The sequence below is a fragment of the Streptomyces sp. NPDC050315 genome (assembly GCF_040655775.1).
GTDB lineage: Bacteria > Actinomycetota > Actinomycetes > Streptomycetales > Streptomycetaceae > Streptomyces.
In genome coordinates this window covers 84,625-99,211 of record NZ_JBFAKN010000006.1, presented here as the reverse complement: position 1 = coordinate 99,211, position 14,587 = coordinate 84,625, and the positions used below count along the sequence as shown (strand labels likewise).

Genomic DNA, 14,587 nt, shown 5'->3' with positions numbered 1-14,587 from the left:
GGCTTAGCCCGCCTGGCGCACACGAATGGGAAAACGGATAAACTGGTGCAATTGTGGTGGGAGTTGTCATGGGCTCCGGCACCTGGCAGGGGTGGGTGGTCCGCTCCGGCCGGCCCGCCAGGCCCGCCGCCAGCGTCCAGGAGGTCCCATGCTCCGAAGCGCCGTCCGCAGCGCCGCAGCCGGTCTCGTCCTTCTTTTCGCGGCGGTGCTCGCCGCCGACGCGGGGGCCCCGGGCGGCGGTGGCGGGGTCGCCGCCCCGCCGGCCCCGGTCCGCCTGGCCGCCGCGCAGAAGGGGCTGCCGCTCGACGGCCCCACGGTCATCGCCCACCGGGGTGCCGCCAAGTACGCCCCCGAGAACACCCTGGCCGCGGTCGACGAGGCCGACCGGCGCGGCGTCGAGTGGGTCGAGAACGACGTGCAGCGCACCAAGGACGGCAAGCTGGTCGTCATCCATGACGCCACGCTCAAGCGCACCACCAATGTGGAGAAGGTCTACCCCGACCGGTCGCCGTGGGGAGTGGGCGACTTCACCGCGGCCGAGATCGCCAGGCTGGATGCCGGGAGTTGGTTCGGCAGGAAGTTCAAGGGGGAGCGGGTGCCCACGCTGGCCTCGTACCTGAATCGGGTGGACCGCAATGACCAGCGCCTGCTGCTGGAGATCAAGAATCCGGAGCGGTACCCGGGAATCGAGAAGCAGATCCTCGCCCAGCTGCGGTCGTCCGGATGGCTGGACGCGACGCACGTGATGGACGGGCTCGTCATTCAGAGCTTCGGCGTCCCCGCCGTCCGCCGTGTGCACTCCCTGCATCCGGAGGTGCGTACGGCGGTGCTCGGCAAGCCGAGCCGGGCGCAGCTCCCGGAGTACGCCCGGTTCGCCGACTGGATCAATCCGCCGTTCAAGGGCCTGAGTTCGTCCTATGTGTCGGCTGTGCAGAGCCTGTGGGGACCGCACGCCGACCGGATGGAGGTGCACACTTGGGGCGTGTCGGTCGGTCAGGCCAAACGGGCGTTCTCGGCCTACAGTGTCGACGGTGTCATCCTCTGACGCCTCTGACCTGCGCCTTCGTTACTCACGGGTCGCCGTGTGACGTACATGGCATGTGAAGCAAGTGAGGAGACGATTTACGGGATTCCGCGTGCCGGGCTAGGGTGCCTCTGATGTTCTCAGCTGCCTCGCTCCCCGCAATTCCGGTAAGACGGAGAATTCTCTCCCTGGGTTGCCCGGGGGAGGGGACGTGAACAATCTCGCGCAGCCGCACAGTGAGCGGCGCACCCCTCTTCCGCCCACGCGGACGGAACCACAGCCTGCGGCCGCGGACGCCGCGGTAGCGGGCGGAGCGCAGCAGGCCCCTCGGAAGCGCACCGAGCCGTCGAAGAACGGCAAGCAGCGGGACGCCTTCTTCGACAACGCCAAGTACCTGGCGATCGTGCTGGTGGCCATGGGCCACTCGTGGGAACCGCTGCGGGACGGCAGCCGGTCGGCGGCGGCGCTGTACATCATGGTGTACGCGTTCCACATGCCGGCGTTCATCATCATCTCCGGCTACTTCTCGCGCAGTTTCGACATGCGCAAGGACCGGCTGCAGCGGCTGATCACCGGCGTCGCCGTGCCGTACATCCTCTTCGAGGTCGCGTACACGCTGTTCAAGCGGTACGCGGACAACGACCCGGGCTACGACTTCAGCCTGCTGGACCCCTGGTATCTGACCTGGTTCCTGATCGCGCTGTTCATCTGGCGGCTCACCACGCCGATCTGGAAGGTCGTGCGCTGGCCGGTCCCGCTGGCCCTGGCCATCGCCGTCCTCGCGTCGGTCTCGCCGGACATCGGCAACGACCTCGACCTCCAGCGGGTGCTGCAGTTCCTGCCGTTCTTCGTCATCGGCCTGAACCTCAAGCCCGAGCACTTCCTGATGGTGCGCAACAAGCGGGCCCGCATCCTCGCGCTGCCGGTCTTCGCGTGTGCCCTGGTCTTCGCGTACTGGGCCGCACCCCGGATGAACGCCGCGTGGTTCTACCACCGTGACGCCGCCCAGGAGCTCGCCGCCCCGTGGTGGAGCGGCGCGGTCATGACCCTCGCGATGTTCGGCTGCTCGCTCGTCCTGGTCGCGTGCTTCTTCGCCTGGATCCCGGGCCGCACGATGTGGTGCACCGCGCTCGGCGCCGGCACGCTGTACGGCTACCTGCTGCACGGCTTCCTCGCCAAGGGCTCCCGCTTCTGGGGCTGGTACGACGACTGGGACTGGATCCACACCCCGTGGGGCGCCGTCCTGCTCACCCTCTTCGCGGGCACGCTCATCACCGTGCTGTGCACCCCGCCCGTGCAACGGATGTTCCGCTGGGCGATGGAGCCGAAGATGGCCTGGGCCTTCAAGAAGGACGCGGCCGAGGTGGCCCGCCACCGGAAGTGACGCACTGAACGCACACGAGGGGCTTGGTCCGCTACGACGGACCGGGCCCCTCAGCCGTTCTCAGGACGCCTTTCAGGAAACTGTTCAGGACACCACCGCGATGCCCTCGATCTCGACGAGCGCGGCCTCGTCCCACAGCCGCGTCGCGCCGATCACGGCCATCGCCGGATAGTCGCTGCCGACCAGCTGTTTCCATACCCGGCCGATGGCCGCGGCGTTGCGGCGGTAGTCGGCCACGTCCACCGCGTACACCGTGAGCTTGGCCAGGTCGGCGGGGCCCGCGCCGGCCGCTTCGGCGGCGGCCAGCAGATTCGTCAGCGCCTGCTCGAACTGCTCGACGACGCCCGTGCCGACGATCCGCCCCGCACCGTCCAGCGCGGTCTGCCCGGCGAGCAGGACGAGCGTGCCGGAGGGGGCCCGGACGGCGTGGCTGAAGCCGGTGGGCGGGGACAGCCGCGGTGGGTTGATCCGCTCCAGCTCGCTCATGCTCCCGCCTCCGCCTCAGCTACCGGTCGTCGCCACCAATTCGTAGCGCACACCCAGCGATTGAAGCGCCTCCTGCTCCTCCTGCGGAAGATCCTGGTCGGAGATGACGAGATCGAAGTCGGCCAGCGGAGCCAGCTCGTACAGCGCCTGGCGGCTGAACTTGGAGTGGTCCACGAGCAGCACCTTGCGCCGGGCCGCCGCCATCAGGGCCCGCTTGACCAGGACGTTCTCCTGGGCCTGGTGGTAGCAGTGGCCGTTGTCGACGGCGGAGGTGGACAGGAAGGCGACATCGGCGCGGAAGCTGCGCGCGATGTCGGCGGTGGACATGCCGAGGAAGGCGTTGAACGCGGCGTGGTACTCGCCGCCCAGGGCGATCACCCGGATGTCGGGCTCGTCGGCCAGCTCGTTGATCACCTGCAGGGAGTTGGTGATCACGGTGTACGCGCCGCGTCCGGAGAGCGATCGGGCCAGCGGCAGCGCCGTACTGGAGTCGTCGATGATCACCGCCTGGCCGGGCTCCGCTATGGCCAGCGCGGCCGCGCAGATCGCCTCCTTCGCGGCGACGTGCTCGCTGCCGCGCCAGCGCGCGTTGGACTCGAACAGGGCGTTGGGCGCGGCCGTGGCGCCGCCGCGCACCTTCCGCAGCCAGCCCTGGTGCTCCAGGGTGTCCAGGTCGCGGTGGACGGTCATCTGGCTGACGCCCAGCTCCTTGACCAGGTCCTCGATGCTGACCTGGCCCTCGGCCAGCACCCGGTCCGCGATCCGCTTCCGGCGGTCCTTGGGGCCGAGCTTGGCCGGGGGCGCGGCGTCGTCGGCGGCGGGCGCGGCACCGTCGGCCGGGGGCACGGCGTCGGGCGTCCCCTCGGCAGTGCCGTCGGCTGTCCCTTCGGTACCGGTCAACGCTCGTCCTCTCCCGGCCGGCGGTCGGCCACGTCCTCACACGTCCTCACGGCCCGGCCGGCCGCACCGGGGCCTCCTGGGAGTTTAGAGCCTGCACGGGGGCCTGCCAGGAGGTCTTCCCGGGCGGCGGAGGGCCCGCTCATTTCGCGTCCGCGTAGCACTCCACCACCGCCGTGGTGAACGGGAAGCGGACCGGGGTGGGGCCGAAGGCGAGGCGGCCCGCCAGGTCGGCGGCTGCCGCGATGGCCTCGGCGACCGCGGGTGCCTCCTCCTCGGGGCAGTGCACGATCACCTCGTCGTGCTGGAAGAAGACCAGCTCGGCGCGCATCCCTGCGTCGTGCAGCGACTGGCGGAGCGCGGCCAGTACGAGCAGCGCCCAGTCGGCGGCGCTGCCCTGCACGACGAAGTTGCGCGTGAAGCGGCCGCGGGCCCGGGCGCCCGCCGTACTGCCGTACGAGGCCGGGGCCTCCTCCTGGGGCAGGCCCGCCTCGTCGGGCGGGACCACCGAGGCGGGCGGGCTCGTGCGCCCCAGCCACGTCCGCACGAGGCGGCCCTCCTCGCCCGCCCGCGCCGCGTCGTCCACGTACGCCACCGCTGCCGGATACCGGCGCCGCAGGTCCGCCATGTGCTTGAGCGCATCGCCCGAGGTCTGGCCATAGATCGCGCCGAGCAACGCGAGCTTGGCCTGCGCGCGGTCGCCGCCGAAGGCGCGGGCCGCCAGGTCGGCGTACAGATCCCGGCCGCTGCCCGCCACCTCCATCAGGCCGCGGTCCCGGGAGACGGCCGCCAGCACCCGCGGCTCCATCTGGTCGGCGTCCGCGACCACCAGCCGCCAGCCGGGGTCGGCGACCACCGCGCGCCGGATCACCTTGGGGACCTGCAGCGCGCCGCCGCCGTTGGTGGTCCAGCGCCCGGAGACCGTGCCGCCGGGGAGGTACTCCGGGCGGAACCGGCCCTCGTGCACCCACTGCTGGAGCCAGGACCAGCCGTGCGCGGTGTGCAGGCGGTAGAGCCGCTTGTACTCCAGGAGCGGGGCGACGGCCGGGTGGTCGATGCCGAGCAGCTCCCATTTGCGGGTGGAGGTCAGCTTGATCCCGGCCTGCGCGAAGGCCCGGATGATGTCGGCCGGCAGGTCGGGGCGGACCCGCACGCTCGCCCCGAAGGCGCGGGACACCTCCTCCGCCAGCTCGGCCAGCCGCTGCGGCTCCAGATCGCGCCCATAGCGCTCGCCGAGCAGCCCGTCCAGCAGCGCGCGGTGCACGTCCGCACGCCAGGGCACCCCGGCCCGGTGCATCTCGGCGGCGACCAGCATCCCGGCCGACTCCGACGCGAGCAGCAGCCGCATCCGCTCCGGCCGCTCGGTCTTCTCCGTACGCGCCAGCTGGCCCGCGTACACCTCCCGCAGCGCCGTGAACTCGTCCGTGCCCGGCGGCAGCGGGACCGGGCCCGGCTCGAAGAGCGAGGGCTGCGTCTCCGCGGTCCGCACCGGCGGGTCGTCCGGCACCGGCAGGCCGCGCAGCCGCGCCCAGGCCGCCGCGAGCGACCGAGGCTGGCCGGACTGGCCCTCCTCGTGCCCGATCAGCAGCGCCTCGGCGGCCTCGACGTCGTAACACCGCTCGACCCGCACTCCGGCCGCGAGCAGCTTGCGGTACGACTCCGCCGTGGACCGCCACACCCAGCGCTCCACGTCCGGCCGCGCCCGCACCGCCGTGACCAGGTCCGGCTCCTCGACGACCGCACCGACGGCCGCTCCCGCCCCGTCCACCGCACACAGCCGCACACCCCCGCTCGCCGACTCGCCCACCAACCACCGCATGCTGTGAGTTTCGCACCGGGGTACGACAATCCGGCCGTGGCGGCGCCCCTCCGGCCCCCGGCTAGATCTCCTGTACCGCTATCGGGCGATCGCGGCCCGTGCAGCGGGCCAAGTGGGCCGCCTCGGCCGCCAGGCCCTCGTCCGGCACCGGGCCGTGCTCCGCCACATGGTCCTTGAAGAGGCTGACCGCAACGGCCGTGTCGGTGAAGTCCCAGACGCCCGCGACCCGGCCGCCGTGCACGACCACGGGGGAGATCCACCCGGCCGCACGGCTCACGGCCTTCCTGTGGTGGGCCGGGATCAGGCGGCTGTCGGCGGTGCCGGGCCCCAGGACGTACTGGTCGAAGCCGGCCAGCAGCCGCACCTCGCGGGAGGGCCGCACGGCCGCCAGCGCGTCGGCGTCCTCGCTGCGGATGTACGCACCGGGCTCGCCGTCCACCTCGACCGGCGTGAGCGCGTCCCCGAGCGCCGCGAACCAGCCGCGCAGCGTCGCCCTGCGGGTCGCGCCGCGCAGCAGCCACGCGTCGAAGGCGGTGGGCGTCGCCGGGCCGTGCGCCCCCAGATACGCGGAGATCACCGCCCCGGACGCGTCCTCCGGGTCCGGTATGGCGAACCGGCCCGGCACCCAGGAGTGCGGCGCGGTGAACGTGACGTTCCGCCCCCGGGGCAGCCCGTGGCAGAGCCGGCCGGTCCACGCCAGCGGCTTGAGGAGCGCGCTCCAGCCCGAGGAGAGCTGCTCGCTGAGCCCGCCGAGATCCTTGCGGGAGCACACGGCCATCACCAGCTCCTCGCGCGTCAGCTCCCGTCCGTCCAGCGCTTCGTCGACCGCCTCGCCCAGCGCCGCCAGCTGCTGCGGGCTCACCCCGAACGCCTTCTGCCAGGACGGCTTCTCCCACGTCCGCGCCGCGCCGAGCAGGGAGAGATACGCACCGGCCGCCGGCGCGGGCAGCAGATGCAGCGTGCCGCGCATGGCCCAGGTCTTGATCACCGAGCGGTCCGCGAGCGCGGCGTCGACGGAGCCCGGCACCGGGTCGCTCCGGCGGGTGGCGACCGCCAGCTCGGCGGACGAGGCGACCTGCGCCTGCACCCCGGCCAGCCGCCCGGCGAGCTCCGCGACGGACCCGGCACCGCGCGGCGCGAGGCTCTGCTGCCGCAGCCGCCAGGCCAGCACCTGGTCGTGACGCACCTTGAGGGTTCGGTCCATGAGCCCATTGCACCGCACGCCACTGACAATCGCCCGGCACCGCAAGTCACAGCCGTGCCAGTGGGGTTCGCCGTGTCCCGCCTCTGTTCCCGCACCACCGGGCGGCGGGACCATACGCTCGCGAGTCCGGAGGACCGGACACCGATGAGGGAGCCGCCGTATGACCAGAACCGAGCACACCGTCGCCCACCGCCTCATCGGCTCGGGCCCACGCCATGTCATCGTGCTGCACGACTGGTTCGCCACCTGCGCGGGCTGGGGCGCGATCCTGGAGTACCTGGACACCGAGGACTTCACTTACGCGTTCCTGGACTACCGCGGTTACGGCGACCGCAAGGACGTCCCCGGCCGCTACGACCTCCCCGAGATCGCCGACGACGTGCTGGCCCTCGCCGACCAGCTCGGCTGGGACCGCTTCGCGCTGGTCGGGCACTCCATGGGCGGCAAGGCGATCCAGCAGGTGCTGGTCCGCGCGCCGGAGCGGGTCAGCCGGCTGCTCGGCCTCGCACCCGTACCGGCGGCGCCGTACCCGATGGACGAGCCGACGCAGGCCCTCTTCTACGGAGCGTCCGAGGACCCCGAGAAGCGTCGGGCCATCCTCGATCTGGTGACCGGCCACCGTACGGGCCGGGTCTGGCAGCAGCGGATGATCAGCCAGTCGATGGCGGCCTCCCGCAAGGAGGCGCACGCCGGCTACCTCGCCAGCTGGCACACGCTGGACCTCTCGGACGCGGTACGCGGCAATCCCGTCCCCGTGCGCGTCGTCGTAGGCGAGCACGACCTCGCCCTCACCGCCGACGTCATGCGCGCGACATGGCAGAGCTGGTACCCGAACGCCGAGCTCATCACCCTCCCGGGCACGGGCCACTACCCGATGTACGAAACCCCGGTGGCCCTGGCCGCCGTGATGGAGGACTTCCTCCGGAAGTGAGGTCCCGGCGGTCACTCCCGGCGCGTCACTCCTGGCCGACGGTCCGCTGCTGTTCCGGTGCCGCCCGGTCGCTGTCGCGGTCCTCGGACTTCATGGCCCTGGTCTCCGACTTCAGGATGCGCATCGACTTGCCGAGGCCGCGGGCCATGTCGGGGAGCTTCTTCGAGCCGAAGAGCAGGACGAGGACCGTGAGGATCAGCACCAGGTGCCAGGGCTCGAGGGCATTGCGGAACATGGGGGGCTCGCTCTCGTTGGGGTGCGTTCCCGTGGGTGCGCAGCCGCGCGCCCGTACGCGCGGTACAGAATCGGACGTTCCGCTCAGTATGACCCGTACAGGAGTACGGGAGGGAAACCGGGGCCGGGGTGCGCGTGAACGGCACCCCGGCCCCCGGTGTCACCGCGCCGCCTACCAGCTGGACTTCGTCACGCCCGGCAGGTAGCCGGCGTGCGCCTGTTCGCGCAGGTTGACGCGGGACAGGCCGAACGTACGGAAGTAACCGCGCGGGCGGCCGTCGACGCTGTCGCGGTTGCGGACGCGGGTGGCGCTGGCGTCGCGCGGCTGGCGGGCCAGCTCGCTCTGGGCGGCCAGCCGCTCCTCGTCCGGCGTCTTCGGGTCGCGGATGATCGCCTTCAGGGCCGCGCGGCGGGCCGCGTAACGGGCGACGACGACGCGGCGCTTCTCGTTCTTCGCGATCTTGCTCTTCTTCGCCATGTCAGACGCGCTCCCCTCGGGCTCGGATGCGGGCGACGGCGGCTTCGATGCCGATGGTGTCGACCGTCTTGATCGCCTTGGTGCTGAGCCGCAGGCGTACGAAGCGGTTCTCGCTGGGCAGCCAGTACCGCTTGCGCTGGATGTTCGGGTCGAAGCGGCGCGGCGTGCGCCGGTGCGAGTGGGAGATCGTGTTGCCGAAGGCCGGCGCGCGGCCGGTCAGCTGGCAGTGGGCGGACAAGTGAGGTACCTCCTACTGAGCGCTTAATGAAAATGACTGTCGTTTCTGTATAGTAGCTCGTATGGCCCGCAACGAACTACGTCCCGTGATCAAGCTCCGGTCCACCGCCGGCACGGGCTACACGTACGTCACCCGCAAGAACCGCCGTAACGACCCCGACCGGCTGGTGCTGAAGAAGTACGACCCGGTCGTCGGCCGGCACGTCGACTTCCGAGAGGAGCGCTGAGCAGCGCCATGAAGCCTGGAATCCACCCCGCGTACGGGCCCGTCGTCTTCCGCGACCGGGCCGCCGACTTCGCCTTCCTCACCCGGTCGACCGCCACCAGCGAGAAGACGATCGAGTGGGAGGACGGCAACACCTACCCGGTGATCGACGTGGAGATCTCGTCGGCGAGCCACCCCTTCTACACGGGCACGGCGCGCGTACTGGACACCGCGGGGCGCGTGGAGCGCTTCGAGCGCCGGTTCGGCAAGCGGACGCCCGGCGGGCGGCGCGCGGCCGACGGTGAGCGCGGGGACCGCTGATGGACCGCGACCGGCTCTCCGTGGTGATCGTCGGCGGGCTGCACGCGGAGGCCCGCCGGGCCGCCGTCGAGCAGCTGCTGCGGACCGTCCCGGGCAGCGTCGCCCTCCACCACGACCTCGCCACCGCCGCCGACGGCGTCGTGCAGCGCACCGTGCGGGACGGCTCGGGCCTGCTGGACAGCGGCGAGGCGCCGCTGGTCAACGACTGCGCGTGCTGCGCGCTGCGCGAGGACCTGGTGCCCGAGCTGGAGCGGCTGGCGGACGGCCGGACCTGCCGGCTGGCCGTCGTGGAGCTGTGGGACTCCGTGGAGCCCAAGGCGATGGCCGAGGTGATCGACTCCTGCGGCGGCGAGTCGCTCGCGCTGACCGGCGTCATGACGGCCGTCGATCCGGCCCTGCTGCTGCCCTACTTGGGCTGCGGCGACGACCTCTCCGAGGCGGGCCTCTCGGCCGCCGCCTCCGACCAGCGGACCGTCGCGGACACCTGGGCGCGCCAGCTGGAGTACCCGCCGGTGCTGGTCGTCGCGCCCGGCGAGGAGCCGGCTGACGAGTCCGACCTCGCGCTGCTGAACCAGCTGCACCCCACGGCGCAGCGCATCGCCGTGGACGCGCCGGAGCTGGCGGCCGCCGCGGTCGCGGGCTTCGACGTCGCGGCGGCCGCCGCGCGCCAGCACCCTGCCTGCGCGCTGCTGCCGCAGGAGGCCGACGAGGCGGACGTCGCGACCCTGGTGTGGCACCGCACGCGGCCGTTCCACCCCGGCCGGCTGCACGCCGCGCTGGAGGACCTGTGCTGTGCCGCCGCGCGCAGCCGGGGCCGCTTCTGGCTGGCCGACCGGCCGGACACGCTGCTGTCCTGGGACGCGGCGGGCGGCGCGCTCTGTGTGGAGAACACCGGGCCGTGGCTGGCGTCGCTGCCGGACGCCGCCTGGGAGATGGTGCCGCCGATGCGCCGGGCCGCCGCGGCGCTGGACTGGGACCCCGAGCACGGCGACCGGGCGCAGCACCTGGTCTTCACCTCGCCCGGCCTGGACCGGGAGGGGCTGACGGCGCTGCTGGAGTCCTGCCTGCTCACCGACGCGGAGTACGCGCGCGGCCGGGAGTACTGGCGGCAGCTGTCCACCGCGTTCGACGAACTGCTCGACCCGGTGCCGTAGTCGGCGTCCGCCGACCGCGTTACGCGTGTGTCGTGCATCTACATCAATTCTCGGTCGTCTTCGATGGCCCGATTTCGTGAGGAACCCCTGTCATGCCCCGTCGTCCCGACCCGCGCAAGAAGAGCGCGCCGCGCCCCAACCCGCTCGATGCGGCGGGGATCACCTACATCGACTACAAGGACACCGACCTGCTGCGGAAGTTCATCTCCGACCGCGGGAAGATCCGCAGCCGCCGCATCACCAGGGTTTCTGCCCAGCAGCAGCGGCAGATCGCCGCGGCGATCAAGAACGCCCGGGAGATGGCGCTGCTGCCGTACGCCTCCCGCTGACCGTACGCCGCCGGGCATGGGGAGCGGGGCGTAGGGGAAGGCGCTCGACGGACGGGGCGCGGCCCGACGAGCTGTGACGGGTCGGCCACACGCTGTCGTGCACGTGCATCTGCCCGAGCATTGGCATATGAACAGAGTTATGATCCCGGGCAGTTGACGCCTTTTCTGACGCCATTTCTTACCGGGAGAGACCAGTGCCCCACGCGTACAACGGCATGGCCGCATCGGATCTCGACGGAGTGGTGTGGCAGAAGAGCCGGCACAGCAACTCGCAAGGCTCCTGTGTGGAGTTCGCCAAACTGGCTGGTGGTGACGTTGCCGTGCGCAATTCGCGCTTTCCGGAAGGGCCCGCACTCGTCTATACGCCTGCCGAGATCGAAGCGATGCTGCTCGGCGTCAAGGACGGCGAGTTCGATCACCTGATACGCGACTGAACCAGCTCAAGCCGGTTGGACCTGCGCATGCGTGCGACTTATGCACGTGCATAAGTCGCACGCTATGTGGTGTGGATGACGAGCGAGGTCAGCTCGCCTGGGCCCGGGAGGCAGCCGTGGCCTGGGCCGGTACCTGCGGCAGCTGGAAGAGCGCCCAGACGACCTTGCCGTGCGGGACGTCCTCCAGGCGGTGCCAGCCCCAGCTGTCGCTGAAGGAGTCCACCAGGTAGAGCCCGCGCCCGGACTCCGCGGAGAAGTCCGCCTCGCCCTCGACCGGCGAGGCGTCGCTGCCGTCCCGTACCGCGCAGACCAGCCGGCCCGCCCAGCGGATCAGGTGGAGTCTCGGCGAGGTGTCGTCGGCGGCCCCGTAGGCCTGCCTGTCCGCCGCGTCGTCCGGCGCCGCGTGCCGCAGTGCGTTGGTGACCAGCTCGGACACGACGAGCGCGACGCTGTCGAAGAGCTCGTCCATGTTCCAGCGCTGCAGCGTCTCGCGGGTGAACTGCCGGGCGCCGCGCACCGATTCGTACTGCGGTCGCAGGGTCCAGGTGACGGAGCCGGAGATGGCTGCGGGGTCGACTGGCGGAAGCCCCTGCCATAACGGCGCGAGCATGGTCGAAACCTTGGTCCCCATGCGAGGCACTCCTGGCGTTCGCGGACGTCACGATCCAGACGGGTGTGCCCAGATCTCGCGGGTCTTTCACGAGCGTGCATGTGTGCGACCTCCATGGTTCCGAATGCGTACGGCAGATGCAAGGGCAGATGCACGTGCACGCGTCCACTTTGTGTACGGCCGTAGGTATAGAGGCGTAATTCTTCCTACGCACTCTTGTACCCGGCTTTACCGAAGGCGCGAGAACAGGCCCATATCCGTAACCGGTTGAGCACGCAACGGAGCCCGAACGTGGCAGACTGCCGCTCATTGTTGGACGGGGTGGGTCACGGGAGGGTCGAAGTTGTGACCGCAAGTGAGTCGAGCGGATCTGTGGTGCGACGCATCCTGCTGGGGTCGCAGCTGCGGAGGCTGCGAGAGTCCCGCGGGATAACACGTGAGGCTGCCGGCTATTCGATCCGCGCGTCGGAGTCGAAGATCAGCCGTATGGAGCTGGGGCGGGTGAGCTTCAAGGCACGGGACGTGGCGGACCTGCTGACGCTCTACGGCGTCGGGGACGAGGCCGAGCGCGACTCCCTCCTCGGACTGGCCCGTGAGGCCAACGTGGCGGGCTGGTGGCACAGTTACGGCGATGTACTTCCCGGCTGGTTCCAGACATATGTGGGACTGGAAGGAGCCGCTTCGCACATACGCACCTACGAGGTGCAGTTCGTGCACGGGCTCCTGCAGACGGAGGGGTACGCGCACGCCGTCGTGAGCCGCGGCATGCGCGGCGCCCCCGCGGCCGAGATCGACCGCCGCGTCGCGCTGCGCCAGGAACGCCAGAAGCTGCTGATCGCGGAGCGGGCCCCGCAGTTCGACTGCGTACTGGACGAGGCCGCGCTGCGCCGCCCGTACGGCGACCGCTCCGTCATGCGCGGCCAGCTGCAGCACCTGATCGACATCTCGGAGCGCCCGAACGTGCGGCTGCAGGTCGTGCCCTTCAACTTCGGCGGGCACGCGGGCGAGAGCGGCGCCTTCACGATGCTGCGCTTCCCCGAGTCCGACCTCTCCGACATCGTCTATCTGGAGCAGCTCACCAGCGCGCTGTATCTGGACAAGGCCGAGGAGGTCGGCCAGTACGAGCGGGTGATGAACAGCCTCCAGGAGGAGAGCCTGGACCCGTCCCGCACCCGGGATCTTCTTCGAGGTCTCCTCCAACTGACGTGACTCGCCAGTAGAATGACGCCGTCTCAGCCAACCCCACAGGCGCCCGCACAGAGTAGGAACAACCATGTCCTTCTTCTCCGACCTGGCCTACCAGTACATCGACGGTGAGTGGCGGGTCGGCAGCGGCTCGTGGGACATCATCGACTTCAACCCGTACGACCAGGAGAAGCTGGCGTCCGTCACGGTCGCGGGCGTGGACCAGGTCGACGAGGCGTACCGGGCTGCCGAGCGCGCGCAGCGCGAGTGGGCGCGCACCAACCCGTACAGCCGCCGGCTGATATTCGAGAACGCGCTGCGCATCGTCCAGGAGCGCGAGGACGAGATCATCGAGGCGATCGTCGTCGAGCTCGGCGGCACGCGCGTCAAGGCGGCCTACGAGGTGCGCACGGCACAGGAGTTCCTGCGCGAGGCCGTACAGCTCGCGCTGCGCCCCGAGGGCCGCATCGTGCCGTCCCCGGTGGAGGGCAAGGAGAACCGCGTCTACCGGCTGCCGGTCGGCGTCATCGGCGTGATCAGCCCGTACAACTTCCCGTTCCTGGTCACGCTGAAGTCGGTGGCGCCCGCGCTGGCCCTCGGTAACGCCGTGGTCGTCAAGCCCAACCAGAACACCCCGGTGGTCGGCGGTGGCCTGATCGCCAAGATCTTCGAGGACGCGGGCCTGCCGGCAGGGCTGCTGAACGTCCTGGTCACCGACATCGCCGAGATCGGCGACGCGCTGATAGAGCACCCGGTGCCCCGCGTCATCTCCTTCACCGGCTCGGACAAGGTCGGCCGGCACGTCGCCGCGGTCACCGCGGGCCATTTCAAGCGCGCCATCCTTGAACTGAGCGGCAACAGCGCGCTGATCGTCCTGGACGACGCGGACGTCGACTACGCGGTGGACGCCGCGGTCTTCAGCCGCTTCGTGTACCAGGGCCAGGTCTGCATGGCGGCCAACCGCGTCCTGGTGGACCGCAAGGTCGAGGCGGAGTTCACCGAGAAGTTCGTGGCCCGGGTCAGGAAGCTGAAGACCGGCGACCCGCGCGATCCGGACACCCACATCGGGCCGCTCATCAACAGCTTCCAGGCCGAGGCGCTGACCGCGCTGGTGGAACGGGCGGTCGCCGAGGGCGCCACGCCCCTCGTGCGCGGCGGTACGCGGGGCAATCTGGTCGAGCCGACGGTGCTCTCGGGTTTGCCTGCCGGCTCCGCCCTCTACGGGCAGGAGATCTTCGGGCCCGTGGTGCTGCTCGGCGCGTTCGACGGCGAGGAGGAGGCGGTACGGCTCGCCAACGACTCCCCGTACGGCCTGAGCGGCGCGGTGCACACCGGCAACGTGGAGCGCGGCGCGCGGGTGGCCCGGGAGATCGAGACCGGCATGATCCACATCAACGACAGCACGGTCCACGACGAGCCGCTGGTGGCCTTCGGCGGCGAGAAGGCGTCCGGGGTCGGGCGGCTGAACGGCGAGTCGACGGTGGAGGCGTTCACGACCCAGAAGTGGGTCTCGATCCAGCATGAGCGGACGACGTTTCCGTTCTGACCGGTTCTCGCGGAAGCTCGTGGGCCCTTGCGGACAGAAGCTGACCGCAAGGGCTCGTAGCTTGATCGATGTCGGGGGAACCCCACCGGCACCCACGAAGCGACGAAAG

At 70.9% G+C, this 14,587-nt stretch carries 18 protein-coding genes; 10 read left to right on the top strand and 8 right to left on the bottom strand.

What is annotated here, in order from left to right:
* Window positions 1-148: 148 nt before the first annotated feature.
* Together AB0I82_RS22705 and AB0I82_RS22700 are read left to right on the top strand one after the other, a co-directional pair.
* Window positions 149-1,045, top strand: coding sequence for a glycerophosphodiester phosphodiesterase family protein (locus tag AB0I82_RS22705; RefSeq protein WP_363259171.1), 897 nt, complete (start codon window positions 149-151; stop codon window positions 1,043-1,045).
* Window positions 1,046-1,235: 190 nt separating this feature from the next.
* Window positions 1,236-2,408, top strand: coding sequence for an acyltransferase family protein (locus tag AB0I82_RS22700; RefSeq protein ID WP_363259170.1), 1,173 nt, complete (start codon window positions 1,236-1,238; stop codon window positions 2,406-2,408).
* 84 nt (window positions 2,409-2,492) lie between these two features.
* Here AB0I82_RS22700 and AB0I82_RS22695 read toward each other — a convergent pair whose 3' ends face one another.
* From AB0I82_RS22695 to AB0I82_RS22680, 4 genes are all read right to left on the bottom strand, one after another.
* Window positions 2,493-2,894 (bottom strand): RidA family protein, encoded by a 402-nt coding sequence (locus AB0I82_RS22695; protein WP_363259169.1) that lies wholly within the window; start codon window positions 2,892-2,894, stop codon window positions 2,493-2,495.
* A gap of 15 nt (window positions 2,895-2,909) precedes the next feature.
* Complete coding sequence (locus AB0I82_RS22690) at window positions 2,910-3,794, bottom strand: DeoR/GlpR family DNA-binding transcription regulator (protein WP_363259168.1); 885 nt, start codon at window positions 3,792-3,794, stop codon at window positions 2,910-2,912.
* 139 nt (window positions 3,795-3,933) lie between these two features.
* Window positions 3,934-5,610, bottom strand: a complete 1,677-nt coding sequence (locus AB0I82_RS22685) for a bifunctional 3'-5' exonuclease/DNA polymerase (protein ID WP_363259167.1) — start codon at window positions 5,608-5,610, stop codon at window positions 3,934-3,936.
* A 61-nt stretch (window positions 5,611-5,671) separates the two neighbouring features.
* Window positions 5,672-6,814, bottom strand: coding sequence for a winged helix DNA-binding domain-containing protein (locus AB0I82_RS22680; protein WP_363259166.1), 1,143 nt, complete (start codon window positions 6,812-6,814; stop codon window positions 5,672-5,674).
* Window positions 6,815-6,974: 160 nt separating this feature from the next.
* Here AB0I82_RS22680 and AB0I82_RS22675 point away from each other — a divergent pair, with 160 nt between their 5' ends.
* Complete coding sequence (locus tag AB0I82_RS22675) at window positions 6,975-7,745, top strand: alpha/beta hydrolase (protein WP_363259165.1); 771 nt, start codon at window positions 6,975-6,977, stop codon at window positions 7,743-7,745.
* A gap of 25 nt (window positions 7,746-7,770) precedes the next feature.
* On the opposite strand, the gene tatA is transcribed toward AB0I82_RS22675, so the two are convergent.
* The 3 genes from tatA to rpmB form a co-directional block, all read right to left on the bottom strand.
* Window positions 7,771-7,980, bottom strand: a complete 210-nt coding sequence (tatA, locus tag AB0I82_RS22670) for a Sec-independent protein translocase subunit TatA (RefSeq protein ID WP_363259164.1) — start codon at window positions 7,978-7,980, stop codon at window positions 7,771-7,773.
* A gap of 171 nt (window positions 7,981-8,151) precedes the next feature.
* Window positions 8,152-8,457, bottom strand: coding sequence for a 30S ribosomal protein S14 (rpsN, locus tag AB0I82_RS22665; protein ID WP_030260281.1), 306 nt, complete (start codon window positions 8,455-8,457; stop codon window positions 8,152-8,154).
* Between the two features lies 1 nt (window position 8,458).
* Window positions 8,459-8,695, bottom strand: coding sequence for a 50S ribosomal protein L28 (rpmB, locus tag AB0I82_RS22660; protein ID WP_363259163.1), 237 nt, complete (start codon window positions 8,693-8,695; stop codon window positions 8,459-8,461).
* 61 nt (window positions 8,696-8,756) lie between these two features.
* Here rpmB and rpmG point away from each other — a divergent pair, with 61 nt between their 5' ends.
* From rpmG to AB0I82_RS22635, 5 genes are all read left to right on the top strand, one after another.
* Window positions 8,757-8,921, top strand: a complete 165-nt coding sequence (gene rpmG / locus AB0I82_RS22655; protein WP_223732034.1) for a 50S ribosomal protein L33 — start codon at window positions 8,757-8,759, stop codon at window positions 8,919-8,921.
* 8 nt (window positions 8,922-8,929) lie between these two features.
* Window positions 8,930-9,220 carry a type B 50S ribosomal protein L31 gene (locus AB0I82_RS22650; RefSeq protein WP_363259162.1) on the top strand — a complete coding sequence of 97 codons (291 nt, stop codon included), beginning with the start codon at window positions 8,930-8,932 and terminating at the stop codon, window positions 9,218-9,220.
* Complete coding sequence (locus tag AB0I82_RS22645) at window positions 9,220-10,374, top strand: GTP-binding protein (protein ID WP_363259160.1); 1,155 nt, start codon at window positions 9,220-9,222, stop codon at window positions 10,372-10,374. The genes AB0I82_RS22650 and AB0I82_RS22645 overlap by 1 nt, the downstream gene beginning before the upstream one ends.
* A 92-nt stretch (window positions 10,375-10,466) precedes the next feature.
* On the top strand, window positions 10,467-10,703 hold the full coding sequence (gene rpsR / locus AB0I82_RS22640) for a 30S ribosomal protein S18 (protein ID WP_030621789.1): 237 nt from the start codon (window positions 10,467-10,469) through the stop codon (window positions 10,701-10,703).
* Between the two features lie 194 nt (window positions 10,704-10,897).
* Window positions 10,898-11,137 (top strand): DUF397 domain-containing protein, encoded by a 240-nt coding sequence (locus tag AB0I82_RS22635; RefSeq protein ID WP_363259159.1) that lies wholly within the window; start codon window positions 10,898-10,900, stop codon window positions 11,135-11,137.
* A gap of 88 nt (window positions 11,138-11,225) precedes the next feature.
* Here AB0I82_RS22635 and AB0I82_RS22630 read toward each other — a convergent pair whose 3' ends face one another.
* Complete coding sequence (locus AB0I82_RS22630) at window positions 11,226-11,768, bottom strand: ATP-binding protein (RefSeq protein ID WP_363259158.1); 543 nt, start codon at window positions 11,766-11,768, stop codon at window positions 11,226-11,228.
* A 324-nt stretch (window positions 11,769-12,092) separates the two neighbouring features.
* Here AB0I82_RS22630 and AB0I82_RS22625 point away from each other — a divergent pair, with 324 nt between their 5' ends.
* Both AB0I82_RS22625 and AB0I82_RS22620 read left to right on the top strand, forming a co-directional pair.
* Window positions 12,093-12,956, top strand: coding sequence for a helix-turn-helix transcriptional regulator (locus tag AB0I82_RS22625; protein WP_363259157.1), 864 nt, complete (start codon window positions 12,093-12,095; stop codon window positions 12,954-12,956).
* A gap of 64 nt (window positions 12,957-13,020) precedes the next feature.
* The gene (locus AB0I82_RS22620) at window positions 13,021-14,478 is read left to right on the top strand and encodes an aldehyde dehydrogenase family protein (protein ID WP_363259156.1); all 1,458 of its coding nucleotides are present in this window, start codon (window positions 13,021-13,023) and stop codon (window positions 14,476-14,478) included.
* The last annotated feature ends 109 nt before the right edge of the window (window positions 14,479-14,587 follow it).